Annotated in this window: 23 protein-coding genes; 5 read left to right on the forward strand and 18 right to left on the reverse strand. The window is 41.3% G+C overall.

Going from position 1 to position 26129, the window contains the following annotated elements:
• Positions 1 to 6 precede the first annotated feature (6 nt).
• The 15 genes from DVR12_RS08850 to DVR12_RS08920 all read right to left on the reverse strand — a co-directional run bounded on the left by DVR12_RS08850 (position 7) and on the right by DVR12_RS08920 (position 15036).
• Positions 7 to 2757: a BamA/OMP85 family outer membrane protein gene (locus DVR12_RS08850; protein WP_116975307.1), complete on the reverse strand. Its 2751-nt coding sequence runs from the start codon at positions 2755 to 2757 to the stop codon at positions 7 to 9.
• Positions 2738 to 3499, reverse strand: coding sequence for an isoprenyl transferase (locus tag DVR12_RS08855; protein ID WP_116975308.1), 762 nt, complete (start codon positions 3497 to 3499; stop codon positions 2738 to 2740). Before DVR12_RS08855 ends, DVR12_RS08850 begins: the two co-directional genes overlap by 20 nt.
• A gap of 217 nt (positions 3500 to 3716) precedes the next feature.
• On the reverse strand, positions 3717 to 4580 hold the full coding sequence (gene porG / locus DVR12_RS08860; protein WP_199417077.1) for a type IX secretion system protein PorG: 864 nt from the start codon (positions 4578 to 4580) through the stop codon (positions 3717 to 3719).
• 158 nt (positions 4581 to 4738) lie between these two features.
• Positions 4739 to 5629 (reverse strand): NAD kinase, encoded by an 891-nt coding sequence (locus DVR12_RS08865; RefSeq protein ID WP_116975309.1) that lies wholly within the window; start codon positions 5627 to 5629, stop codon positions 4739 to 4741.
• 31 nt (positions 5630 to 5660) lie between these two features.
• Positions 5661 to 7073: a POTRA domain-containing protein gene (locus tag DVR12_RS08870; protein WP_116975310.1), complete on the reverse strand. Its 1413-nt coding sequence runs from the start codon at positions 7071 to 7073 to the stop codon at positions 5661 to 5663.
• A gap of 139 nt (positions 7074 to 7212) precedes the next feature.
• Complete coding sequence (locus DVR12_RS08875) at positions 7213 to 7872, reverse strand: CBS domain-containing protein (protein ID WP_116975311.1); 660 nt, start codon at positions 7870 to 7872, stop codon at positions 7213 to 7215.
• 123 nt (positions 7873 to 7995) lie between these two features.
• Positions 7996 to 8760, reverse strand: a complete 765-nt coding sequence (locus tag DVR12_RS08880; protein WP_116975312.1) for an alpha/beta fold hydrolase — start codon at positions 8758 to 8760, stop codon at positions 7996 to 7998.
• Between the two features lie 71 nt (positions 8761 to 8831).
• Complete coding sequence (locus DVR12_RS08885; protein WP_116975313.1) at positions 8832 to 9374, reverse strand: CvpA family protein; 543 nt, start codon at positions 9372 to 9374, stop codon at positions 8832 to 8834.
• A 48-nt stretch (positions 9375 to 9422) separates the two neighbouring features.
• Complete coding sequence (locus DVR12_RS08890; RefSeq protein WP_116975314.1) at positions 9423 to 9872, reverse strand: GatB/YqeY domain-containing protein; 450 nt, start codon at positions 9870 to 9872, stop codon at positions 9423 to 9425.
• An 18-nt stretch (positions 9873 to 9890) separates the two neighbouring features.
• Positions 9891 to 10238: a gliding motility protein GldC gene (gldC, locus tag DVR12_RS08895; protein WP_116975315.1), complete on the reverse strand. Its 348-nt coding sequence runs from the start codon at positions 10236 to 10238 to the stop codon at positions 9891 to 9893.
• A 62-nt stretch (positions 10239 to 10300) separates the two neighbouring features.
• Positions 10301 to 11416, reverse strand: coding sequence for a glycosyltransferase family 4 protein (locus tag DVR12_RS08900; RefSeq protein WP_116975316.1), 1116 nt, complete (start codon positions 11414 to 11416; stop codon positions 10301 to 10303).
• Between the two features lie 59 nt (positions 11417 to 11475).
• The gene (locus DVR12_RS08905; RefSeq protein WP_147323435.1) at positions 11476 to 11910 is read right to left on the reverse strand and encodes a hypothetical protein; all 435 of its coding nucleotides are present in this window, start codon (positions 11908 to 11910) and stop codon (positions 11476 to 11478) included.
• Between the two features lie 47 nt (positions 11911 to 11957).
• Positions 11958 to 13082 carry an ABC transporter permease gene (locus DVR12_RS08910; RefSeq protein ID WP_116975318.1) on the reverse strand — a complete coding sequence of 375 codons (1125 nt, stop codon included), beginning with the start codon at positions 13080 to 13082 and terminating at the stop codon, positions 11958 to 11960.
• A 4-nt stretch (positions 13083 to 13086) separates the two neighbouring features.
• The gene (locus DVR12_RS08915; RefSeq protein ID WP_116975319.1) at positions 13087 to 14229 is read right to left on the reverse strand and encodes a glycosyltransferase; all 1143 of its coding nucleotides are present in this window, start codon (positions 14227 to 14229) and stop codon (positions 13087 to 13089) included.
• Positions 14230 to 14235: 6 nt separating this feature from the next.
• On the reverse strand, positions 14236 to 15036 hold the full coding sequence (locus DVR12_RS08920) for an alpha/beta hydrolase (RefSeq protein ID WP_116975320.1): 801 nt from the start codon (positions 15034 to 15036) through the stop codon (positions 14236 to 14238).
• A gap of 172 nt (positions 15037 to 15208) precedes the next feature.
• On the opposite strand from DVR12_RS08920, the gene DVR12_RS08925 reads away from it, so the two are divergent.
• Both DVR12_RS08925 and DVR12_RS08930 read left to right on the forward strand, forming a co-directional pair.
• A complete protein-coding gene (locus DVR12_RS08925; protein WP_116975321.1) occupies positions 15209 to 17002 on the forward strand; it encodes an acyl-CoA dehydrogenase family protein in 1794 nt (597 codons plus the stop codon).
• A gap of 128 nt (positions 17003 to 17130) precedes the next feature.
• Positions 17131 to 18879, forward strand: a complete 1749-nt coding sequence (locus DVR12_RS08930; protein WP_158563240.1) for an N-acetylmuramoyl-L-alanine amidase — start codon at positions 17131 to 17133, stop codon at positions 18877 to 18879.
• On the opposite strand, the gene DVR12_RS08935 is transcribed toward DVR12_RS08930, so the two are convergent.
• Positions 18876 to 21074: a M28 family metallopeptidase gene (locus DVR12_RS08935; RefSeq protein ID WP_116975323.1), complete on the reverse strand. Its 2199-nt coding sequence runs from the start codon at positions 21072 to 21074 to the stop codon at positions 18876 to 18878. The two genes, DVR12_RS08930 and DVR12_RS08935, sit on opposite strands and share 4 nt — an antisense overlap.
• Before the next feature lie 207 nt (positions 21075 to 21281).
• On the opposite strand from DVR12_RS08935, the gene DVR12_RS08940 reads away from it, so the two are divergent.
• Complete coding sequence (locus DVR12_RS08940) at positions 21282 to 21626, forward strand: carboxymuconolactone decarboxylase family protein (protein WP_116975324.1); 345 nt, start codon at positions 21282 to 21284, stop codon at positions 21624 to 21626.
• A 69-nt stretch (positions 21627 to 21695) separates the two neighbouring features.
• The gene (locus tag DVR12_RS08945) at positions 21696 to 22733 is read left to right on the forward strand and encodes a 2-oxoacid:ferredoxin oxidoreductase subunit beta (protein ID WP_116975325.1); all 1038 of its coding nucleotides are present in this window, start codon (positions 21696 to 21698) and stop codon (positions 22731 to 22733) included.
• 233 nt (positions 22734 to 22966) lie between these two features.
• Here DVR12_RS08945 and DVR12_RS08950 read toward each other — a convergent pair whose 3' ends face one another.
• Together DVR12_RS08950 and DVR12_RS08955 are read right to left on the reverse strand one after the other, a co-directional pair.
• Entirely contained in the window at positions 22967 to 23608 is a 642-nt protein-coding gene (locus tag DVR12_RS08950) for a LysE family translocator (RefSeq protein WP_116975326.1), read from the reverse strand.
• Between the two features lie 28 nt (positions 23609 to 23636).
• Complete coding sequence (locus DVR12_RS08955) at positions 23637 to 25175, reverse strand: GH3 family domain-containing protein (protein ID WP_116975327.1); 1539 nt, start codon at positions 25173 to 25175, stop codon at positions 23637 to 23639.
• A gap of 179 nt (positions 25176 to 25354) precedes the next feature.
• On the opposite strand from DVR12_RS08955, the gene DVR12_RS08960 reads away from it, so the two are divergent.
• Positions 25355 to 26125, forward strand: coding sequence for an inositol monophosphatase family protein (locus tag DVR12_RS08960; RefSeq protein ID WP_116975328.1), 771 nt, complete (start codon positions 25355 to 25357; stop codon positions 26123 to 26125).
• The last annotated feature ends 4 nt before the right edge of the window (positions 26126 to 26129 follow it).

Raw genomic sequence — 26129 nt, forward strand, 5'->3', positions numbered from 1 at the left:
TCCACATTATTCTGGTTCGAAACCTAGCATAAATGTAAACTTAGCAGCATCTTTCAATCCACCTCCCGGCTTAATACGATCGAAACCAATACCATAGTCAAATCCAAGCAATCCAAACATTGGCAGGTAGAAACGCATACCGATACCGGCAGAACGACGCAACCTGAATGGGTTATATTCCTGAATATCCTTATACCCGTTGGCTGCTTCCAGGAAGGCCAGACCAAAGATAGTTGAACTTGGGTTCAGACTGAAAGGATAGCGCAGTTCCATTACATACTTATTAAATACTGTAAAGCCTGAATAGTTGGCTGGCTGTCCATTGTCTGGGTTCACACTCGGATCGGAAGTATAGTACACCGGATAACCTCTCTGTGAAATGATGTCACGGTCGTAGATTGCAAAGTTACTCAAACCATCACCTCCCAATTCAAATCTGCCGAATGGAGATAATGTTGTACGATCATTATATCTGGTAATATATCCAAACTTAGCTGCCACCTTCAATACAAATGCTTTAGCATCTGATCCCATTGGCTTGCTCAATGGAACATACCATTCTGCATTGAAACGGTATTTCTGGTACTCGATAAATTTAAACTGCTGTGCAATTGGCTCCTTCGTATAATCTTTATCCGGGTTGAACAAAGAATAAGGAGGAGTATACTGAGCAGAAAGCATAAAGCTGGAACCTGAACGCGGGAAGATTGGCTGGTCTACAGACGATCTTGCCAGGGTAATCTTGAAGTTAACGTTATTTGAAATACCGTTCTCAAATCCGTTAATCATGAAGTAGTTATAGTTCTTCAGTTTATACTGTTGATAGTTCAGTGAGTAGATCAGTGAGAAATAGTCGTCTGGCCATTTCAATTGTTTTCCCAACGAAACAGAAGCACCTAACACCTTGAAGTGACCATTGGTAGAAGTAGAGGTATCTCCATATAAACCTTTATAATAGTCGTTATACGCGTATGGATTCTGATAGCTGCTGTAGAAGCTTACAGAGAACTGGTTTCTTTTCTTTCCACCTAACCATGGTTCTGTGAAAGAGAAGTTATAGGAACGATAAGCCTTACCATTGGAAGAAACTCTTACAGAAAGTTTCTGACCATCTCCACTCGGTAATGGATCCCAGGTTTCTTTTCTGAAGATATTACGTAAGGAGAAGTTATTAAAGGTAACACCCAAAGTACCTGTCAGACCGATGTAACCGCCCCAACCTGCAGAAAGTTCCAACTGGTCATTTGCTTTTTCTTCTACAGTGTAATCGATATCCACAGTTCCGTCGCTTACGTTAGGAACAGGGTTGATACCAATATGTTCAGGGTTGAAGAAGCCCAGGTTAGAGATCTCACGTTGAGAACGGATCAGATCTGTACGGCTGAATTTTTCACCGGGGATAGTACGAAGCTCACGGCGGATTACGTGTTCATTGGTTTTTTCGTTACCAGCGATACGTACTTCCTTAATAGTTGCCTGTGGTCCTTCACGCATACGGATTTCGTAATCGATAGTATCTCCGCGGATTCCGATTTCAACAGGATCGATCTGGAAGAAGAGGTAACCATTATCCATATACGCACTGGTGATATCACCACCTTCCTGCGACATTTGTTTACCCAATCTTTTCTCCAGGAGTTCCAGGTTATAGATATCTCCCTTTTTAATTCCTAAAATGCGGGTCAGGGAAGAATCATTATATCTGGTATTTCCTTTCCAGGTAATATCACCGAAGTAATACTTTTTACCTTCAGACATCTGGAGTTCGATATTCAGATTCTGAGATAGTGCTTTATAAATAGTATCCTTTACGATAAGCGCATCACGGAAACCCTTAGAGTTATAGAGTGAAATAATTTTCCCTTTATCCTCGAGGTATTTATTCTCATTATATTTAGATGAGGTGAAGAGCTTAAAGCGGAAGTAAGGATCTAATTTTTCAAATGCTCTTGAAGGTTGAAGATAACCGTAAGTCTTCCAGAAGTCGTCCGGCACTGCTACTGAATCCTTGAAATAATGTTCAGTATCAGGATGCAGCGTAAAGCGGGAGCGCTCTCTGGTACCCTTCATCCTCTTTTTGATTTTAGAATCAGGGATATTATAGTTATCTACTATGTAGATATTTTCTGTTCTTACTTTATTTCCTTTGGTAACGTTAAAGGTTAGGTGAGCAGAATTCACCTGGCCGGAATCTACACGCTCGTCGATTCTCACGGCGGCATTTCCAAACCCTTTATCAGCGTAGTACTTATGTACAGTAGCCTTAACCGTTTGTTTCAAGGCGTCGGTGATTACACTTCCTTTACGGAGACCAGCTTTGGTGGTCAGGTCATCACTTTCAGACTTTTTAATTCCTCTCCAGTTGAAGGAAGACATACGAGGCATTTCGGTAAGTCCGATCTCCAACCAGATTTTATCGTCTTCGATTTTGGTTACATAAATAGTTACATCCGCGAAGAGGCGTTGAGACCATAAGCTTTGGATAGCTTTGGTGAACTGGTCACCACCCGGATAGGTAACTTTATCGCCTACATTGAGGCCGGATAAAGACAACAGCAGGGATTTATCCAGGTACTGTGTTCCCACCACCTGAATATCGGCGATTTCGTATTGTCTTGGTTCTCCGATATTTAATGGATAAACAGACTGGTTAGCAGGTTGTGGCGGCAGGGTATCGGTTTGCTGTGCGGATACACGTAAGCCTGCAGTACAACATAATGCTATAGCCAGAAGGCCCTTAGGAAATAATTTCTTCATTCTGCTGAATTTGTTCGCTTGTTTTGCCAAAGCGCCGTTCTCTGTTTTGGAAATTTAAAATGGCTTGATAAAGATTTTCGCTACGGAAATCTGGCCAGCGAGTATCTGTAAAATAGAGTTCTGCGTAAGCCAGTTGATAAAGTAAGAAGTTACTGATCCTACATTCCCCACTTGTACGAATCATTAATTCGGGGTCTGGTATACCGGCAGTGCAGAGATAATTTTCCCATACAGCAGGTGTAACAGCAAGAGGGTCGAGGGTTCCATTCTTAACATCCAGGGCAATCTTCCTGGCTGCATCCACAATTTCCCACCTTGCACTATAACTGAGGGCCATAATGAGATTCAGGCCTGTATTTTGGCTGGTAAGCGCAATAGCTTCCTCCATTTCCCGTTGACATTGTGGTGGCAGCATTCCCATGTCGCCAATCACACTTAAACGGATATTATTTTTTGATAATGTAGCCACTTCCATACGGATAGTGTTTACAAGCAATTCCATGATGCCATTAACTTCATAGACCGGGCGATCCCAGTTCTCCGTGGAGAAGGCATATAAGGTCAGATAGCCGACTCCCAGTTCTGCACAGACTTCCACAATGTTCCGCACACTTTCAACTCCCTCGTGGTGCCCATACAGCCTGTCTTGCCCCCTCTCCTTTGCCCAACGGCCATTCCCGTCCATAATAATGGCTATATGACGAGGCATCCGTTGCAAGTCCAATTTATCCTTCAAGCTCATTTGTGTCAGGCGTATTATAACAGATTATAACAGATTCTAAAAGGGTGCAAAGATACAAAAATAGAGTAATGACTTTTTTGGCAAAGCCTGAGTAGGTCTTTTAACGTAGTTTTAACAGCGAATTCAATACCAGTGGGGTTTTTAGCTAATTCAGAGAACTTACCAAGGGGTTGGCAGGTATACTTTGCCCACCCGTAGAAAGTTGCTTTTCTATCAACTAAAATTTACAGTTGTAAGAAGTGAAAAGGATACTTATTGTTAACTCGAGTGTTACAAACTGGTCTTTATCACGACTATTACCCCTTTGCCGGCCTACTACTCCTATAGGCGTGCCCTTTACTCCAGATCTATCTTGTAATTGTGCTGCCACCGAAGGTAACCCGTTTACAGTTGGAAATACAGCTTCTCCCACATAAGTGGTACTAACATCATCCAAATAATCTGTTTGCGTAAACCGGTATAGAGCCTCCAGGCCCACATTCACACTTTTCGAAATATTATATTTAAACCCTCCCCCAATCAGCCACGCATAAGATACAAGGCTGTATGGCTTTCGGTTTGGATACAGCGCGGAACCCTGTCCTTCGGTTCTCATCGGCTGTAAATAATATTTCACCCCACCAAGATAGGTATAAGGATTAAAATAAAAAATACTGGTGCCTCCGGTAAGATATGGGGAAAAACGTTCGTATAGGCTGCCAGGCTCGAAACGGAAGAAATTAAAATCGCCCTGCAACGCTAATTCCCAGAGGTTAGTATTGAAACTTAAATTACGCCTGTTCTGGAATTCATTCTTATTATATGTATCGGAATATCCAAGCTGCATGAACCTTCCATGTGCCCGAAGCCCTACATAATCATTCAAATACTTACGGTAATATATACCTACTGCAGGTTTAGGCCTGTTTATGGCCCCTCTGGTATTTAAATCTCCAAAATAATGGGCTGCTCCCACAGAAATACCTAACTCCCCAACATACTGCAACTCATTCTGAGCCGCCAGATTACTCGAAAACAAGCATCCAGCTGTCATTACCAGCCAAAAAATAAGATATCCAGGATATAAAAAATGTCTGTGCATAAATTTCCAGTGCTCTTAAAACGCTAAAATGCCGGATTTATTTAATGTTTTGGCTGACTTTATGCTTTCCAGTTAGTCTCACAAGGCTTTCAAGGGGCAAATTCAACATTATAATCAGCAGGCAATATATTTGTAAATGTAACAATATTTAATAAAAACTAAAGCTTAATAGCGTTACGGGCATCTATACCCCATAACAGCTTATTTCTTAAGGTATGAAGGAAATTACTGTCATCTAACCTCAACAGGCTAATCGAAAACTGTTCTTTCTTAACCGCTATCTGCACAGTACTATCAATAGTTTCCATCCGGCTATCCAGTGTGCAGAGAAATTGCTCACTACGCCCTTCTACTTCAAACGAAATTATATTATCGTCCGGCACAATTATAGGCCTGACATTCAGATTATGAGGGGCTACTGGTGTTATTATAAAGTTTCCGGCCTCAGGAAAAACTATTGGGCCACCGCAACTTAATGAATAACCCGTAGATCCGGTTGGTGTTGCTACTATTAGCCCATCCGCCCAATATGTATTCAGAAATTCTCCGTTCAAATACGTATGGATCTTCACCATTGATGAAGAGTCTTTCTTATGGATAGTGAATTCATTCAATGCATACGGTATCTCACCAAACAAAGGGATGTTAGCATCCAAATGAAGCAAAGACCGCTGATCTACTATATAGGTACGGTTTTGTAATGCCTGAACTAAAGCATGGATTTCTTCCTTTCCTATACTGGCCAAAAAACCCAGTCGCCCGAAATTGATGCCGATAACCGGAATATTTGTGTTTCTTACATAGCAAACGGTATCCAGTAAAGTTCCGTCTCCTCCCAGGCTCATTAAAAAGTCGATCTTCTCGGAAAGGTCTTCTGCTGTAGAAAATAAGACCGGCGGGTGTTCAAAAAAAACGTGTTCCTGCAAGGTGCGGAAAAAAGGCTCATAGATGATTGCTTCTATCTCTGCCTTTCTCAACTCTTCCAACAATAAACGGATATTGGCTATATCTTCAGTAATAAACCCTCTGCTATAAAGTGCTACCTGCATTTCTACAACTTTAATTGATAATCTTTAACGCTTACATATCTATGCTCGTGTGTAAAAATAGTCCTTTTTGACCTAACTGATTAAAGCTGTATTCAATTCTGAGGTTGGTGTCATAAAACGATACAATATCAAATCCTACTCCTCCGGTATATAACATGCGGTTGTTCAGGAAACTGTTACCGGGATATTTATTATAGGCATAACCTGCATCTGCAAAGCCTTTGGCAAAAATTCGAATCGGTACTAAACTAAATTTCTTCGGTACTATCGGAAGTCTGAATTTAAACGATACTAGTTCCTGCCGCAAGGTCGATTTCAGGATGGCGAAACTGGTTCCGTCTACCACATAATATTCCAACCCCCTCAAATAATCATCGCTATAGCCAAGGGCCTGTTGATTAAAGTAAGGCTGATCGTTTGAAAATTTAGCCTGACTCCTTATTCCTAATGCGCCGAAAGTTTTCCGGCCAAGCTCCCAATACCTGGCCATATTCAGGCGAAAACGAATATCATGAATATCATCCCATGGCCCTAAACCCTTTTTTGATACTTCTGCCTGCACACTGAATCCCTTTAAGGGAAAAACCCAGCTATCGGCCTTGATATAATGCATACGGTAGGTGAGCTCCATAAAGGAAATCTGAGTACGGCCTTTACCAAGATAGTTCGGGTTAAGGATAGCTACTGAATCCACTACTTTTTCGTAGTTATAGGTCAGGGATACCTGGTGTCGGGTATTGATGGCTCTCCGGTAGCTATAATTTAAGCCAACCATATACACTTGCCTCAGAAATTCATCTTTTCTGAAAAAGGCCTGCTTATTGTCGTTGGTACTATCATTCACTTCCCGATTCCGTTTATAGGAAGCAATAATTCCAAGTCCGTGTCGAAAATGTTTATCGATATATGGTAAGGTGTATTGTAAAGCAAATCGTTGGGTATAACCGAATTGGATGGCAGCACTTAATTCGTCATTTCGTCCGCTCATATTTCCCTGAGTACCACTAACTCCAATATTAATACGGCTTAAGCTGTGTTTTTTTTCTACCCACCATTGGTTAAAGTTCCTGTCGGCCAATTTGAAAATAGGGAAAGCGAACGTATACCATCGCTCCCAAACATCAAAAACGAGATCGGCTTCATTGCCGTTCCAGTTCTTAACATTGGCGGTAACATTGAGGAACAGGGAAGTATTCAGTAATTGTTTTCGGCAGGCTTCCAGCGTTGCTGAAAGGTCTTTCAGATAAACAGTGTCTCCGGGCACTACATATACCTCTCTGATAATCACAGAAGTTCTGGTTTTTTTATTTCCGGAAACCAGGATATTTTTTACGATAAAATAGTTGCCGTCTTTGGTTGGCGTAGTCTGTCCATAGACCGAATCAGGCAGCACAAATTCCAACAGGCAAACTGTGGCCAGCAGATAAAAACAGCATCTCAGCATGTAGGTTTGATCCGATTTAATAAAAGTGTTGACAATATCCAAATATAATAAAAAGGCTAAAAGATAATTGAGAATTTGGGGGTAATAAAAAAAGCCGGTATCTACTGAGTAGATACCGGCTTTACAAAGTTGAAAACTCTTACATGCTGATGTAATTCATAAGCAGGTCGTAGTTCTTTTTGAGTAATTCTTCTTCAGGTTCTTCTGAGAAGACATACTTTATATTGTAGTTAAATCTTTCGAATGTGGCAATGAGACTTTGCAATTCCTGCCTGTTGGTTTTCAGAATTACTTCCAGTTTACCGGTCGATGGAATTGTTATGGTATTGACACTTAACAAAGTAACATCGTTAGATTCTGCAATCCTTGCAATTTCACTTAGTGCATAATCTCTTGGGTCCACTTCAAAAGCCAGAACGCCGCCTGGTTCCTTCACCGCATTGAATCCTGCCAGCGCATCGAGCAGGCTGTCTTTGGTGATGATGCCAAGGTAGGTTCCTTCGCGGGAAACTATTGGCAATACGAACAATTTGAAGTCATGAAATAATTTCAAGGCTTCGTAGAAGTGAGCGTATTCCATGATAGCTGGACGGGTACCCGTATTTTCCATTGATTCCAATGTAGCCTCCGGGTTATCCATGTCCAGTATATCATCTTCTGCTACCAGGGCCAGATATTTATTATCGGCCACCATTGGTAGTTGCGTCAGATGATATTCACTCATCAGGCGCAGCGCTTTAGTGCCTGTATCGGAAGGATGCAGGGCAGGTACTGAAGATATGAGTTCTCTGGCAATCATGTTAGCGTATTCTTATACAATAATAGGAAAGAATATGCCAACAGAAAAAGAAATTACATGTACGTAGGTTGGCTGCACTTTTAACGTGCAACATGCGGATATGCAATCTTGTTCACTGGCTGACTATTGCTTCAATTTTTCAAGGAAAGCATGCAGAATTTTGTTGAATTCATCAGGTACTTCCATCATAGGTGCATGGCCACATTTATCGATGAATTCCAATTCAGAATTAGGTATAAGCTTTTGAAATTCTTCCGCTACCATAGGAGGTGTAACGGTGTCATTTTTACCCCAAATAAGCAAAGTTGGCTGCTGAATCTCTTTAAGTTCGTCTCCCAGGTTATGGCGAATTGCTGATTTTGCCAGGGTGATAATCTTAATAACTTTTAAGCGGTTATTAACGATCTCAAACATTTCGTCTACCAGCTCTTTAGTAGCGATTTTTGGATCATAGAAGGTTAATTCTGCTTTTTTGCGAATGTACTCATAATCACCTCTTTTAGGATATGTTTCGCCCATTCCATTCTCAAATAAGCCAGAACTTCCGGTAAGTATTAATGATTTTACAGGAGCATCAGGATGTTTTAACAGGTAAACCAATGCCACGTGCCCGCCCAATGAGTTTCCCAGAAGATGAACATTTTTGTAACCTCTGGCTTCAATAAACTTGTGCACATGTTTGGCTAATCCTCCCACCGACGTTTCGAGGATATTTAAATCGTACAGGGGCAATAAAGGAATAACAACCTTATTGTATTGCCTGAAATACTCTACCACGCCGGAAAAATTGCTTAAAGCGCCAAAAAGCCCATGCAATAAAACTAGTGGTTCTCCTTCTCCTTCCTCTAAATAACTAAACTTACCCTGAGTTTTGATTTCGTAATCCATTGCCAAATCTTGAAAGTCAATTTTACGCTAAAATAATTCTTTTTATTAATCTAAATAATCTTTGGAATGAGTTAACCAGGTTGGATATGCTGTGCTGCCCGCTCAAAAAATGCCTGCAATTGGGTAAACATATTCTTAAAAACCGGTATAACATTTCCAGTATGATCTAAAGTCCAAGGGCCAATATGTTCGATATAAGGATACACCACTGACTGATGTTTTGTTTCAGGGCTGAGCCAGTATACCTGATTGGCCATCCATAGGATCACACTATAAATTATTATAAAAATAATACTGTACAACAGGATTCCACCCAGCTTATTCAACCATCCCAACATCCCGAACTCCACTAACTTTTCCAGCATCATAGCTCCAAGCCGGATAAGTACAATGACTCCGATAAATAATGAAATAAAGCAGAAAATAGGTATCCATCGGGAATGTAAATCCCAATGCTGTTGTACATATAATGAGGTAACTGCCGTAAGCTTCAATGCTACTGCTAACCCTATCGTTGCAGCAATGAAAGAAAATATGGCAACAATTAACCCACGAGTATAGCCCCTATACAGGGCAAAAACCATTATAGCGGCAAATATAATGTCTATAGACATGTTGGAAAGTGTATTTCCGGATCATTAAAACCCGGAAATACATATAAATTATTTAAGCAACTCCTTAACTAATGCGGAAATAGCCTTACCATCTGCTTTACCAGCTAATTGCTTGGTAGCCACACCCATTACTTTACCCATATCGGCAGGTGAACTGGCACCTGTAGAAGCAATAATAGCTGCTATCTCATTCTTCAATTCTTCCTCTGTCAATTGCTTAGGCAGAAACCTTTCTATTACAGCCAATTCCTCTTCTTCTTTCACAGCCAGATCTTCACGATTCTGGGTACGGAAGATTTCCAAAGAATCTTTTCTTTGCTTCGCTAATTTTTGTAATAATTTCTGCTCATCAGCTTCTGTTAACTCTCCTGTTGCCCCTTCTGCGGTTTTAGCTACCAGAATTGCCGCTTTAATAGCTCTTAAAGCACGCAAATCAGCTTCTTTTTTACCCAGCATTGCAGTTTTGATCTCTGCATTGATGTTTGTTTCTAATGACATATGGTTAGGTTTAATGGATTATTGTCCTTCTGCTTTTTGCTTTTCCTGGAATTTTTTGTAGAAATCTTTTGCAAAATCCCTCAACTCCTGGGCCTGATCCTTATATTGAGTAGCTCTCGCATAAGTATCTGCCATCGTCATCATAGTCTGAAAGAAGAAATCTGCCATCTCATCTACCATCATATCTTTTGTCCACAAATCGATACGCAGAGCAGCTCTTTCAGCCGGATCCCAAAAAGATACGATCATTCCTTTAGCTTTGATCATTCTTTCTTCCTTATTATCTGTGGCACTCCACTGAATAGACTCAGGAACTTTCTGATCATCTAATCCCACCTGGATTTTTATAGTTGATGTGTTACTCATTTTTCAAAAATTAAAGCGCAAAAATAGCCATACTCCGGCATTTAATTACCAATAGCTGTCAATTAGCCTTTTAATAACTCAAAAAGTACCGTTGCCGCTTTCTCCCAACTAGTATATGGCTGAATAGTTCCTTCTTTATCTAACAACCTGGATCTCAACATTTCATCTTTATACAGCAAGCTCATCTTTTCTGATAAATCTTCCTGGCTGGAAGGGTCAACATATAAAACAGCTTCTCCTCCTGCCTCCCTCGCTGCAGGGCTATCCAATGCAATAACCGGTACTTTACAACGCTGTGCTGCCAATATTGGCCATGCAAACCCTTCAAAACGAGGAGGATAAATCAGTGTATAAGCGGCTCCAATCAAACTTGCCAGTTCAGTCTGGTTGCTCACCGAATCCAGTATCACTACATCGTGTCTGAACCTGTAGGTTTGTAAGGCCTCAAGTATATCCATCCCTGCAGCCGTTTTACTTCCCGCCAATACTAGCTTGATATTACTACGCTGACGTTTCTTAAGGGCTGAAAATGCCTTTAACAGAGGAATAATATTATTTCTTGGATGAAGTGCTCCCAGAACCAGAAAATACTCAGCTCCATCTGTGTATTTCTTTTTTACAGCCTCCCTGTCATCCCATTCCAATGGCTTATAATCGGGGCTCAGCCCAGGAACCAGCTGAGTGATTTTATTGCTGCTTTCCGGCGAATATCTAACCAGTTCAGTTGCCAGGGTAGAAGATAATACCGCCATATTGCTGGCACTTGTAAAATACTTCTGGCTATTTTTAGTCACCCATTTCTGATAGGAAGGAGAATCAACACTTGCTCCATTCATATAGGCCAGATCCTTAATCAATAAGGTTGCAGGCATATTGCTTCTCAGGGGCAAGGTGTCAAATCCCAAATATCTGTCGGGCTTAAAGGGCTTCATTGCTTTTACCAGCTGCCACTCGAGCCACCAGTAATAATGCCACGACTTGTTGCCTTTTCGGGGAATTACTACCGGAGTAACGTTTGTAGGAAATTCCAGTCCGACCGGGATTTCTCCGTCGAAGAAGCAGGTAAATTGATGTTCTGGTTGCTGCCAGAACATCGCAAGTAATATTTCTGTTGCTATAAGGCCTGTATCGGCAGGTTTGTCTTGTCGTAAACAAGCGGCATTAACTGCAATTTGCATAACTTTTCATTGTCTGCGAAGCAGCAAACCTACACAATTTTGCGGGATGGTAATTCTTCCTATTGATCAGATTTATTTGTAAGAAAGAATACTTTAGGTGTTGCCACATTAGCCGAATTATCGAGTGAAGCCAGGCCAATAGTGATCTGGTAAGTCTTCAATGGCTTAAGATGCTTTAAATTAATGGTAAACGGATTGGCTGTAATATTCGGTATATCATCCTGTACTAAAGGTATTAATCCGGTTTCGGTAGCTACATTTAAGGTAACTTTTACTCCCTTTCCGGGAAACTTGGAGGTAACATTTACTTTGAGTGCAAATGAACTATCCTGAGCAATGTTGTATTTCTGCAATTGTACTTCCGGTAATTCAAATGCTAATGCTTCTTCCTGATTATTATTATCTGGCTGAGTTTCATTATGTTTCTTTTTGCAAGAAACAATCGTAATTAAAAGAAGTACTAAGAAGGCAGGTATCCAGGTTTTCAATAACATATTGTAAGATATCAGGAAGGTGAAATTAATTTTTTTTGATATATCAATCAAATTTTACTTTTCACATCTAAAGCATCTCTCAATCCATTTCCTAAAAGATTGAATGCCAGCACCAATAACATAATCGCCACTCCCGGTGCTAAAGCTAATAAAGGATTATGGGTGATAATGAAGTTGTAGTTCTCTTTAATCATAAGGCCCCAGGAAGGCTGAGGAGGTTGTACTCCTACTCCCAGAAAGCTCAATCCGGCTTCCACAACAATAGCAGTTGCGAAGTTTCCGGCGGCCACAACCATCACCGGCCCCAGAATATTAGGTAATATATGCCTGGTAATAATCCTGAAATGATTATATCCCAAGGCTTTTGCTGCTTCAACATATTCGAGCTCCCTGATTGCAAGTACCTGTCCACGGATAATACGGGCTACTCCTACCCACATCGTTAAACCTACCGCAATAAATACCTGCCAAAATCCTTTTCCAAGGGCCAGTGTCAGTGCAAATACCAGTAGTAAGGTAGGCATAGCCCATACTACATTCACCAACCACATTATTATATCATCTACTCTACCCTTAAAATAACCGGCCAATGACCCCAGGATCACTCCAATAGTCAGGGAAATGACTACGGCAATAAAACCCACACTTAAACTCACTCTGGTTCCGATAATCAGGCGGGAAAGGATATCGCGGCCAAACTTATCTGTTCCCAGCCAATATGTTTTCTGCCTGATTCTGTTCTTTTCAATTAAGGACTGCAACTCCTGATCTGGCAATGGATCGGCAACTGAATGGCCATACCAGACCTGGCTCAGTGAATAAACTTCTTTTTTGCTGGTAGATTCATCAACATACCTATCTATTTCCAACAAACTATCCTTAAATCTCCATGATCTGACAGGAATATAATTGAGGTCTGATGGTTTGCCATACAATACGCGGCTGAAAAAAGAGGTTGGCCGAATCGCTTGCTCCTTCTTTATTTCAAGCATGGTTGTTTTAAATCCCGGATGCTGTCCTTCTATTTCCAGGATCATACGATTGGCATATGGAGTGCTATCGGGGGCAAACAAATAAGCCCCGATACTCAGTATAATCGAAAAACAAATGACTATTAATCCGGCAACCGCGCCTTTATTTTTATATAAGCGTTTCCAGGAAGATGATTGCATATGCTTAGTTTACCTTGCGGCCTTTCCACTGATAACTACCAAACTTCCCAAGCCAACCGGCAATGACAATATACGGAATATGAAATAACTGTCCGGGTATAAACCAGACAAGTAACTCTGTTTTATTGAAGAACCGGGCAACCGGCAGAAGGAAATACAGCTCTAATGTAATTTTGAATAACAGCAGAATAAAAAACCATGGGCGCCAAACCGGCATAAAAATAACCATGCACCCCATCACCAGTAATCCCAGATTAAAAAGATATACTAATGCCAGCATCCAGGTAAGACGCTTATCTTCATACTTATCGGCTTTAGACGACCACCTGATACGTTGATTCATAAAATCAGAAAGTGTATCCACAGCCAGTGTTTGCACAACTGCATCTTCGCATTTCAGATATTTTACCTTATCCGGATATGCACTGTATATTTTATACATCAGCAGCATATCATCGCCCGAAGCGATATTATCTATTCCTTTAAAACCACCTACTTCAAGAAAAGCCTGCTTCTCATAAGCCAGATTAGCACCATTACACATGGTACCGGAGGTAAGCTGTGCTACCGCTCCTGTAATACCTTGCATAGTCATGAAATCGAGCGATTGCAGACGTTTAAAAAGATTATGTTCCTTATAGAAACTTACAGGTGCTGCAATAAACTTTGGATTATGATGCTCATAATAATTCACTAAAGTTTCAATCCATTTAGGCCCCATTACACAATCTGCATCAGTAGTAACAATGAGCTCTCCTGTGGCTTCTGAAATTGCGATTTCAATAGCTTTCTTCTTAAAGGAATTGAGTCGTTCCTGTTTATTCAGATACTCGCTAAGCTGCAGCAATCGCACGTTTGGCATTTTTGTGTTGCGAATTACATCGGCAGTATTATCTGTAGAAAAGTCGTCGATGATTATAATCTGGAGTAAGCTTGCATCATAGGTTTGCTGTTCCAGCGCTTCCAATAAAGGAGGAATATTATCGGCCTCATTTCTGGCAGGAATTATAACGGTAACGGTTGTATGACCAGGAGCTTTACTCTCTGGTGCGTAACTGCGTAGCTTATTCCATCCAAGGCTATACCACAGCATTAATGCTCCATAACCCAAAGCCAGCGCCACTAATATTATTAAGAAAAAAAACATCCGTTATTAAAGATTATTTTTAATGATAAGTCCGAGCTCCGCAGAAATCAACTGATGTCCTTTATCCATTACAACTATTTTTGCCGGGAAAGTGCCGTCTATGAATCTGGTGCCTAAAATGGGTGGAATTACTCTGTCGTACTTTCCAAAAACCAAAAGTGTAAAAACGTTGTATTTAGCTAATAATTGTTTGCAGTTCTCTTTATCTGGCATCATTCTTCGTAAATTGGTCCATACGTTATAAACCAACTGCCTTTTTACTGGTTCATTCATTCTGTGCAATGCAAACTTGTACACGCTCTGATTAAGTAATCCTAATCGTTTCCAGGTATTCAATAAAGTAAAGAAAAAGAATGGGTGATCGGTATTATACCTGAATAACCAGTTGCCTACAGCCGTTTGAGTAACAAACATATGCCAGGGATTGTTTTTCAACCCATCAGGTGCAGCCATTATAAGTTCATCTATCCGCTCCGGCATTAATTCAACTAAACATAAAGCCAATCTGCCTCCCATGCTATACCCAAGCAGCGAAAATTTATCTTTCCCGAACTTCTCCAGAAGTAAATCTACAATCGCCCCAAGATCACTTTTCTCGAATACTCTGTTTTCCTTCCAGATTGTTTTATCATGCAGTGGCATATCTATAGCCACCAGCGTAAAAGTATCTCCTAACGTAGATTCAAGAGGTGCAAAATGCTTTGCCGATTCTCCGAAACCATGTAAACAGATCAATAGTTTTTGTCCGCTACCCATTACGATACCGTGAAAGGCGCTATTCAGATATGGAAGGAAAAAATCGGACATTGGAACAATGATACACAAAAAACCAGAAAAGTATGAACCCCAGGACTTAAGGATTAACGTATCTATAACATTCTAATGAATTCTTAATGTGACCCATGCGATTTAACAGCTCTTTTACACTCCGCTATGCTTTTTTCCTTAAATTACATAACTACCAAAAAATCAGAAAAACATGGACACAACAGTTGAAAATAAGACTGCACTCAAAGGTGCAGAGTTCCTGGTAAAAGAAAGTGCTCCTGAAGACGTGTTTACACCCGAAGACTTTTCGGAAGAACAACTGATGATCAAAGACATGGCAGACCAGTTCATCAGCAAGGAGATAACACCGATAGTAGACAGGATTGATAAGCTGGAAGAAGGATTAATGCCCTCGTTACTCGAAAAAGCCGGAGAACAAGGCCTTTTAGGCGCTTCATTCCCTGAAGAGTATGGCGGTTTAGGTAAAGATTTCGTTACTGCAACCATTATCAATGAAGGACTTGGCGCAGGCCACTCTTTCTCGGTAGCAATGGCCGCTCATACAGGTATCGGATCACTGCCTATTCTCTATTTTGGTACTAAAGAACAAAAAGACAAATACATACCTAAACTGGCTACCGGTGAAATGAAAGGCGCTTATGCCCTCACCGAACCAGACAGCGGTTCCGACGCTCTTGGAGCTAAAACAACCGCCAAACTTACTGAAGACGGTAAGTTCTATATCCTCAACGGTCAGAAAAGCTGGATTACCAACTCCGGATTTGCCGATGTATTCACCGTTTTCGCAAAAATCGATGGCGATAAATTCACCGCTTTCATTGTAGATAAAGGAACTCCCGGATTTACACTAGGCGCTGAAGAACATAAAATGGGGATCAAGGGATCTTCTACCCGCCAGATCTACTTCCAGGACGCTAAAGTGCCTGCCGAAAACGTACTTGGCGAAATCGGTAAAGGTCACCTTATCGCATTCAACATCCTGAATATCGGTCGTTTAAAACTTTGTGCTGCCGCCCTGGGCGCTGCTAAAAAATGTATTAATACTTCCGTACAATACGCTAATACACGTATCCAATTCAAACAACCAATTGCAAATTTCGGAGCCATCAAGCATAAACTAGCAGAAATGGCTATACGCACCTGGACTTCCGAAGCTGCGCTATTCCGCACTGCTCAGTTGATTGATGATAAAGAGAAAGAGTTATTCGCTGCCGGAAAACCATTCAACGAAGCATTACTCGGCGCCGCTGAAGAATATGCTGTAGAATGTGCTATCCTCAAAGTAAATGGTTCAGAGGTTCTCGATTACGTGGTGGATGAAGGAGTGCAAATTCATGGTGGTAACGGATTCAGCGATGAATATATTATCTCTAAAGCATACCGCGATTCCCGCATCAACAGAATCTTCGAAGGCACCAACGAAATCAATCGCCTCCTGACGCTCGATATGACGCTTAAACGCGCCATGAAAGGCAAGATAGATCTGATGAATCCTGCCATGAACGTTCTCAAGGAACTAATGGATATTCCAGATTTCGGAAGCGATGATGAAACTCCTTTCGCTAAGGAAAAGAAACTCCTCGCCAATTTCAAGAAAGCCATTCTTATGACCGCAGGTGCTGCTGCTCAAAAGCTGATGGCTAAACTGGAAAATGAACAGGAAATATTGATGGATATCGCCGATATGGCCATCGAAACATTTGTAGCCGAAAGCGCATTACTGAGATTAATTAAACTTACTGACAGTAAAGGCGAAGATGCTGCTGCTCTACAGGCAGATATGGTAAGAACCTATCTGTATGATGCCGCCGATAAAATCAATAAATCAGGTAAAGATGCCATCAACGCTTTCGCCGAAGGTGACGAACAACGTATGATGCTGCTGGGATTAAAACGCTTCACCAAAGCAGAACCTTTCAATACAAAAGAAGCCCGCAGACGCATTGCCGATAAACTGATCTCTGATAATAAATATCCTTGGTAATTCAAGGCTTTTAATGATAAAGAATTAGGAACGAGGTAGTTACTTCGTTCCTTTTTTCTTGCATAACCGCTATTTTTCCCTGCACGTAACTATCTTTACGATCTATATTGATATTGATGACAGGGTTTATGCTATCTCCAAAATTGTTGTATTCTTTTACTGCACTGTTAATACTGCTTTCATTCACGGCAAACAGCCAGGTGGCTATCCGGTTAAGTCAGCCATCCAAGGATCAAAGCAATGTAAATACCTCAAGACAGTATATTGCAGGACGTACTTGTGTTGGTTGTAAACTGACCATCAACAATGATACTGTGCATGTTTACAGCACCGGCACCTTTGCCGCGAAATACGACCTGAATACAGGCAGAAATAACTTTACTATCACTGCTACCAGCCCCGACAATCAAACTACTACCAGAAATGTAACCTTCTATTATAACCCCGTGCCGGCTCCTGTAGCTACCCAGGCCTTCCGAATCGACTTTATGGAGATAACTCCTTCAGGCAATCTCCAACTCATGCCAGGCGATACGCTCAATATCAGGCTTAAGGCACAACCTGGTCAAACTGCCACATGGATCAATAATCAGCCCCTGAAAGAACTCCCCGCTTCTCAATCGGGCGGCGTTCCCGGCTATTACAGCGGAACCTATATCCTGCAACCAGGCGACTCTTTGCTCAATGGTAAAATTCTGGCTAAACTGCGTAATGCAGGCGGTAGCATTACTACGCTCGCAAGTACCTACAGGTACAGCATGTTAAGAAATGAACTTCCGTTTACCGGTCGAACTATCGATAACATGACTTACCTGGTTGCAAGCCCATTTGGCGACCGGTTAGGACCCGATAAAATCGGGTATCTCGATAAAGATGTGCTGTTACATATCGTTGGCAAACAAAATGATTACTATAAGATAAGGCTATCGGCAAACCACTATGCCTATATCCCGGAACCGCTGGTAGATACAGAAATACCACAGGAAGAACTATCTGTCAGCGTTGCAGAAGATGCTAAAACCTGGAGTGATGAGAAGTTTGATTATGTATCTGTAGGCCTCTCAGACAGGCTTCCCTATCTTTCTACCCAACGGGTTGAAGACAGAAAGATCATTGTAGATATTCATGGTGCCTATGCCGATAAAGCGCTTAGTACTGCCTTAGAAAGAACCAGGGAAATAAAATCCATTGCCTGGGGCCAACCGTTTCCTGATGTATGCAGACTTGTAATTTCTTTGAAGCACGATCCATGGGGATATCTGGTGTACTACGATAATAACAGATTAGTTGTAAGAGTTAAACGCCAACCTGAAAAACTTGCTTTAAATAATCTGGTCATAGGATTGGATGCCGGACATGGAGGTAGCAATCCTGGGGCTACTGGCCTTACAGGTGCAGTAGAAAAACAATGGACACTATTACTGGCACTTCAACTTAAATCATTACTGGAGCGGGAAGGAGCCACTGTTTTAATGTCCAGGACTACAGAAAAATTTGTTCCGAATGAAGATCGACTATCCTTTTTCAGAAGAGCCGATCCCGATATCCTATTAAGTATTCACTTTAATTCATCAGTAAACCCTGTAGATGTTTCTGGTACTGCCAATTATTACAAACAACCTTTCTGCGAACCGCTGAATGCCGCTATACATGCAAGATTGCTGGAAACCGGCCTTAAGGATTTTGGTAATAATGGCAACTTCAATTTCATTCTTAATAATCCAACAGAGTTCCCGGATGCACTGATAGAAACTTTATTTCTCAGTAACCCGGGTGATGAAGAGAAACTATTACAACCAGCCTTCCAGCAACTAATTGTTGAAAAAATAGTGCAGGGATTAAAAGATTATCTGCAAAAGTTAAAGGCGCAACGTTAATGCGCCTTTAGCTTTTGTAAATAGTTTGATAGCTTATTGATAGAAGCCGATACAATCGCAATCTGCTCCTGAGCTTCCGCCCATCTGCGTTGCTCTATTGCCTCTCTGACACCGGGAATTGTTTTAACCCCATAACCGGTATAAAAACCCGGAGCATATAAAGTATGCTGATACCACGACCTGCCAGGTAATCCTTTTTCATTCAGCAACTGTTGCTCGGCCTGATAAACAGACTGGTTTACATCTTTTTGCAATGAAAGAGTGGCTGTTACCGTATCAAATACTGTCAATGCATTTTGCAGAGCAGAGAAATCGAGGTACGGTACTGCCAATTTTTGTTTTGGCGGCAGCAGATGTTTGGCAGTATCTGTAGCCAGTTGGTAGATCCGATCGTTGATCAGCTGATTCTCCAAAATTGTAGATTCTCTCATAGTGGAAGCCAGGTCTATAAGTTCAGTGGTATAACCATTAACGGTTTCGTATAAACGACGAAAGTCGAATGGTACAACTTCTGAATTTGCAACCCTTAATACAGTATGTCCGGCAGCCTGAGCTAAAGACACTCCATAATAAAATCCGGGATCTTTAAATCTCGAATAATCGTCGTACGAATCGTAGATACTATGATATTCGCCTCCACTATCTTCTCCCCCAAAACCTAAGTCTAAAGACGGAATTCCTAAATGTTGAAGAAAGGATGAATAGTCAGACCCTGAGCCCATTGCCCCAATATTCATGTTCAGTCGGGCTGCTCTGTCTTTCTTTTGTTTTACTGTACTGGCTTTTAAGATATCTGATGCCTGTTTTCTGGCCAGGAGGTTAACTTTAGTTTGAGGATCAATAATTTCTTTAGCTACTTCATTTACCAGAGTTTCCAGGGCATGCGAGCCACTGGCGTTAAAAAAGCCCCGGCCATTATTGTCTGAATTGATATAAACAACGGCCTTTTCACGTAATTCGGCAGCATGATCTTCTGCCCATTCCGTAGAACCTAATAGTCCGGGTTCTTCACCATCCCAGGCACAGTAAACCAGGGTGCGGCGAGGTTTGAAACCTTGTTTGTATAAAGCGCCAATAGCTTTTGCTTCTTCAAGTAATGCAGCTAGTCCGCTGATCGGATCGGCAGCACCATTTACCCATGCATCGTGGTGATTGCCACGGATAACCCATTGATCGGGAGCTTCACTACCTTTAAGCGTTGCAATAACGTTATGGCAAGGTTTAATATCCCAGTTGAAGGAGAGTTTCAGATGCACTTTGGCTTTACCCCCACCGATATGATAGGTAAACGGTAATGCTCCCTTCCATTCATCAGGAGCAACAGGCCCATCTAATGCTTTTAGTAAAGGAGCTGCATCATGATAGCTTATTGGTAAAACAGGAATCTTGAGGAGATTTATTGCCTGTGAGCGTTCGAGTCTTTGTGCCTGGGCAGTGGCACCGATATTGGGTGTTAACGGGTCACCTGGATGAATAACAATATCCATAACTGAGCCTCGTTGCACCCCAAATTCGTTTTTAAATGCACCAGTAGGGTAAACATCTCCGGCATAGTATCCGTCTTCTTTCGGATCAGAATAAATAATACAACCTATGGCTCCGTGTTCCTGGGCTACTTTAGGTTTGCTACCACGCCAGGAGCGACCGTATTTGGCAATTACGATCTTCCCTTTTACATCCACTCCTGTGCGGGCCAGGTATTCGTAATCCTCTGGTAATCCGAAATTTACATATACCAGAGCGCCTTCTACATCGCCATCGGCACTCCAGGCATTGTAGGTAGGTAATTGCCCCGATTGACCGGAAGTAGCATCTTCTTTAAGGGCAGGCTCTTTTAAAAGGGCTTTATAGGTAGTAGGGCCAGTAAGTTCCAATACCCGTTCCTTAGGAGTAGGAAAAAGCACCTGATAGGTTTCGATTTTTGCATCCCAGCCATAGCTTTGAAAGCGTTTCAGGATTTCTTGAGCCACTGCCGCCCCGTTAGCTGAACCAATATGGTGTGGATTGGCAGACAGGGCCTTAATTGTTTCTCCAATATGCACCCGGTCTAACTGTTTATCGAACAAATTTTCCAGGTTTTGCTGGTGAACAGAGGAAGAATCATTGAATCCCAGGATTTTCTTTTGCTGCGCTTGTGCGAGGGCCGAAATGCATAGTAATGGTACTAATAAGCGGGTAAAGTTGGTTGAAAACATATGTTTGGATTAAAAATGTCTGGTGGTGGGTTCACACAATATAAGGAAAATACCGGGCTGTTCTGACGCATAACTTTTAGTTATGTTCCATAAATACAGATTATGGGGCGAATAGTCTACTTGCTGAGTAGATTAATCTATATTTGTAAATCCTTTCATAGCTTTAATGCCCGAAATTATAACATTAATATTATAAACATTATTTATATGGGTGATACGATTCAGGAGTTTAATGATTATCGCGCGAAGATGAATGAGGTAATACTGGGGAAGCAGAATAAGGTGATTAACCGCTTATTTAACCTGGATACGAATACCTATGCAGAAGGCGCATTAAGTACTAAAACCAAGGAGATGTTGGGTTTGGTGGCCTCTATGGTGTTGAGATGTGACGATTGTATTAAATATCATCTTGGGAAAGCTTTTGAGCAGGGGGTGACTACTGAGGAGATGTATGAAATATTTGCTGTGGCCAATATTGTGGGAGGAACAATTGTGATTCCTCACACCCGTAGGGCTGCCGAATATTGGGAAGAATTACAGGCACAATGATCTGATAAATAGTCTTATCTGTTGTAACTTTACAGACCTTTAATATAAATATATCTTTAATTCATACAAATGTCAACAGCAACTATAGCTCCGCAGGCAGCACTAACAGCCAAAGACTTTGCAACGGACCAGGAAGTACGCTGGTGCCCTGGCTGCGGCGACTACTCTATACTAAAACAGGTTCAGACTGTGATGCCTACTTTAGGCATTCCTCGTGAAAATATCGTGATTGTTTCCGGTATCGGTTGTTCCTCTCGTTTTCCGTATTACATGAATACTTATGGCATGCACTCGATCCATGGTCGTGCTACTGCTATTGCTTCCGGACTGAAAGCAACCCGTCCTGAGCTGAGTATCTGGATTGTGACCGGGGATGGTGATGGTTTATCTATCGGTGGTAACCACACTATTCACTTACTCCGCAGAAACTTTGATGTAAATGTGATGCTGTTCAATAACCAGATTTACGGTCTGACTAAAGGACAATATTCACCTACTTCTGAAGAAAATAAGGTTACTAAGTCAACCCCTATGGGTAGTATCGATCATCCATTCAATCCGCTGGCTCTGGCTTTAGGTGCAGATGCAACCTTTATTGCCAGAAGTATGGATCGTGATCCAAAGCACCTGCAGGAAATGTTGAAACGTAGCCATGCACATAAAGGAGCTTCTTTCCTGGAAATTTATCAGAACTGTAACATCTTCAATGATGGAGCATTTGAAGTATTTACAGAGAAGAGCAGCAAAGCTGATGAAACCATCTTCGTAGAACAGGGTAAACCATTGGTTTTTGGAGCACAAAAAAATAAAGGTATACGCCTCGATGGCTTAAAGCCGGTAGTGGTAGAGCTAGGTAGCGAATACTCAGAAAGTGATTTATGGATTCATGACGAGCACGATTTCTATAAAGCTCAATTGCTTACCAGAATATTCGATGATTCAAGAATTGAAGGCCATCTGCCACGTCCTTTTGGCGTGTTCTATCAGGCTTTCAGACCTACTTATGAGGAAGTGATGCAGGCACAGTTAACAGATGCTTTTGATAGAAAAGGCGCTGGTAATCTGGATAAATTGCTCGCTGGTAACGAAACCTGGACGATTAAATAACTCGCTGGAGAAATATTTCTCGCAAAGGCGCAAAGATTAATATTAAGAAGCAAAGGACTTTTTCTAAGATTTTAAGGAATAAAGAGCATTATAAAGATTTCCAATTAGTTTCAATAATAATAGTAACTAGTCAGTAGTCTTAATAATATTCGCTTCGATCCTTAAAAATCTTAAAAAAAGTCCTTTGCTTCTTAATATTAATCTTTGCGCCTTTGCGAGAAAGAAAATGAGCACTAATGCCCTGCGGTAATGGCTACATCAAACAACATCTTATAAAGTAACACTACTCCAAAGACAATCATACAAATACCCGCAATTCTGTTAAGCCATTCAACATTAGTAAGAGTAAGTTTATGTCTGATTTTATCTGCAACAAATACCTTCAGAATATCGAAAGATAAGACTAAAGACAGCCCAACACCATAGGTAATAATACGATGACTAACCGGGGTAGCGCCATTTGAAACGCATATCCCTAACCAAAGTAGTATAACTGCAGGATTCAGTGTATTCATCAGGAAGCCGGCCAGCCAGATTTTGAGATAGTCGTGTGTTCTGAACATCTCTGGCTTTTCGTCGCCGGTACTAATTCTTACTTTTTTGAATAACAGGCCATAGAGCCCCATTCCTATCAGTAAGAATCCGCCTACTATACCTATTGTTTTCTGGTGTTCACCCAGATTGGTAATAAAAGCGGTAGCCAGATTGCCTACGAGCACAAACATTATATCGCTAAAAGACACTCCCAGTGCGAAGCTGATCCCTGCCTTAAAGCCATTGTTTATACTATACTTTATAATCGCGAAGATTACGGGGCCAACGGATAACGAAAGAAATAACCCCAGCCCTAAACCCGCTACAATTGCTGCTACCATGCTAAAAAATTCCGTGTCCTGGTGCTACTTAATGTTTTACAGTTTTACCTGCCAGAAATTTTTCCCAATCTTTCAGCTTATCACCTTTCATCACGCGAGGGAATTTGTTCATGGCTCCTTCTTTGCCCTTACAACGCAGGTAGTCAATAAACACATCATTAGGGAGTATTTCAACAAATACTTCTTTCAATGCTGCTGACCTTTCTACTGCATAATCGTCATTCACTTCACATAGTGTCTGATCTATTATTTCCCTTACGCTCTCTACATCCACACCTGGCGAATCTGTTCCAATATACCAACGATGTGCAAATAAATTTTGATATGGGAACCCAGCTACTGTAAATTCCCTGACTGTTATTCCCAGCTTCTTCTGCACATTATCAATTGCCTTGTTCATGTTATCGATGCTCATATGCTCACCACACAAACTGAGGAATTGCTTGGTTCTACCCACAATAACAATCTCATGCTCTTTTACCGAAGTGAATTTAACAACATCTCCGATTAAATAACGCCAGGCGCCCGCACATGTTGACAACATCACCGCATATTCCACATCTTCTACAACCTCATTGATCATATAAGATTTAGGATTAGGCTTTACTTCACCTTCTGAATCGAAATTCTCCTCATTAAATGGTATAAATTCAAAGAAAATACCAGCATTAAGCACCAGTTTGATACCCTTAGTACCAGGACGAGCCTGGAAACCGAAGGAACCTTCCGACGCCATATAGGTTTCAATGAATGCAATTGGCTTTCCAAGCAGTTTCTGGAAGCTATCTCTGTATGGTTCAAAAGATACCCCTCCATGAATATAAACTGCCAGATTTGGCCATATTTCATGGATATTCTTTACTCCATGATATTTGATGATCTCTTCCAGTACAATTTGAACCCAGGCCGGAACTCCACACACTGTACCAACATCCCAATCCTTAGCCTTACGTACTATCAGACGAATACGTTGTTCCCAGTTCGGCCGGCGGGAAATTTTACCGCCTGGTTTATAGAAACGACGAAACCACTTAGGAATATTTTTGGCCTGAATACCACTCATATCCCCTTCATAATAATCGCCTTTCTCATATAGTGAAGTAGTTCCGCCAAGCATCAGGATCCCTTTTTCAAACGAACGGGGCGGAATGTTGAAGTTCGCCATAGAATAGAGCTGCTTCACACCCACTTTCTTCACCGTTTTCAACATTGCTTTGGTAACCGGTATATGCTTGCTGGCAGACTCAGAAGTGCCAGAACTTAATGCGAAATATTTAATTTTCTCGGGCCAGCTAACATTAGCTTCCCCTTCCAGGCAGCGATACCACCACTCCTTATGCATCTTTGAATAATTATGCACAGGCACCTTCTCACGATATTGCCCAATAAAGTTGGAGCTATCTAAAATTTCCTGAAATTCATAATGACGCCCAAACTCCGTCTCTTTGGCTTTTTCCAGCAACCGGTGTAGCACCTGCAGCTGGTATTGGCGAGGTGTTCCTAATTTAAATGTGAACTTCTTCCTGATACGCAGTGACCTGGAAATAAGATTACCTATAATGGCCATTAACTTTCCCTCTCTTTAAATTGAATTACAAAAATAAGTGGAATATTGAATATAAGTTGACAGATAATTTGGAATTACAGTTCTATAGCTATCAATAAATCTTATATATATTCAAGAAATCTAAAATGTTGGCTATAATTACCAATCTATTATTCGTAATTCGTGCCTAACTTTACGGCATGTTAAAAGCAACTTTACTCAAAGCTACTGAAGCCAGCGGAAAAATACTGCAAGAATATTTCAATGGTCCTTTTGAAGTTACCAGTAAAAGCAGTGTAAATGATCTGGTAACAGAAGTTGACAAAAAATCAGAAGCCGCTATCATAAGCGTAATTAAAGAAACTTATCCAGATCATTTCATCCTAAGCGAAGAAGTTGGTGAAATCAAAACCTCAAGTACCATAAAATGGATAATAGATCCCATAGATGGTACCGTTAATTTCGCCAATGGCATTCCTATCTGCTGTATCTCAATTGGTGTGGAAAAAGATGGCGAAATCATTCTGGGCGCCGTTTATAACCCATTTATGAATGAACTTTTCGTAGCCGAAAAGGGCCAGGGAGCTACTCTAAACAATAAACCAATACACGTTTCTTCCAAAACCGATATAGCGAAATCCTGCCTGGTTACCGGATTTCCGTATCAATGGGAGGAAACACCCAATAATCCACTGATTGCATTCGAAAGCATCGTTAAAAGAGGCATTCCGGTACGCAGATTGGGTTCTGCAGCTATTGACCTCTGCTGGGTTGCCTGTGGCAGATTTGATGGCTTTTATGAACATCATCTCCAACCCTGGGATTCCGCAGCCGGCTCTCTGATCGTAACAGAAAGTGGTGGAAAGATTACGGATTTCTCCGGAAACCCCTACTCTCCATACACCAAACAGGTACTGGCCACAAATGGCCTTATTCATCAAGCATTGCAAGATCTTGTTAACGGTAAATAAGTTT

The sequence above is a fragment of the Chitinophaga silvatica genome, from assembly GCF_003419895.1.
Taxonomy (GTDB): domain Bacteria; phylum Bacteroidota; class Bacteroidia; order Chitinophagales; family Chitinophagaceae; genus Chitinophaga; species Chitinophaga silvatica.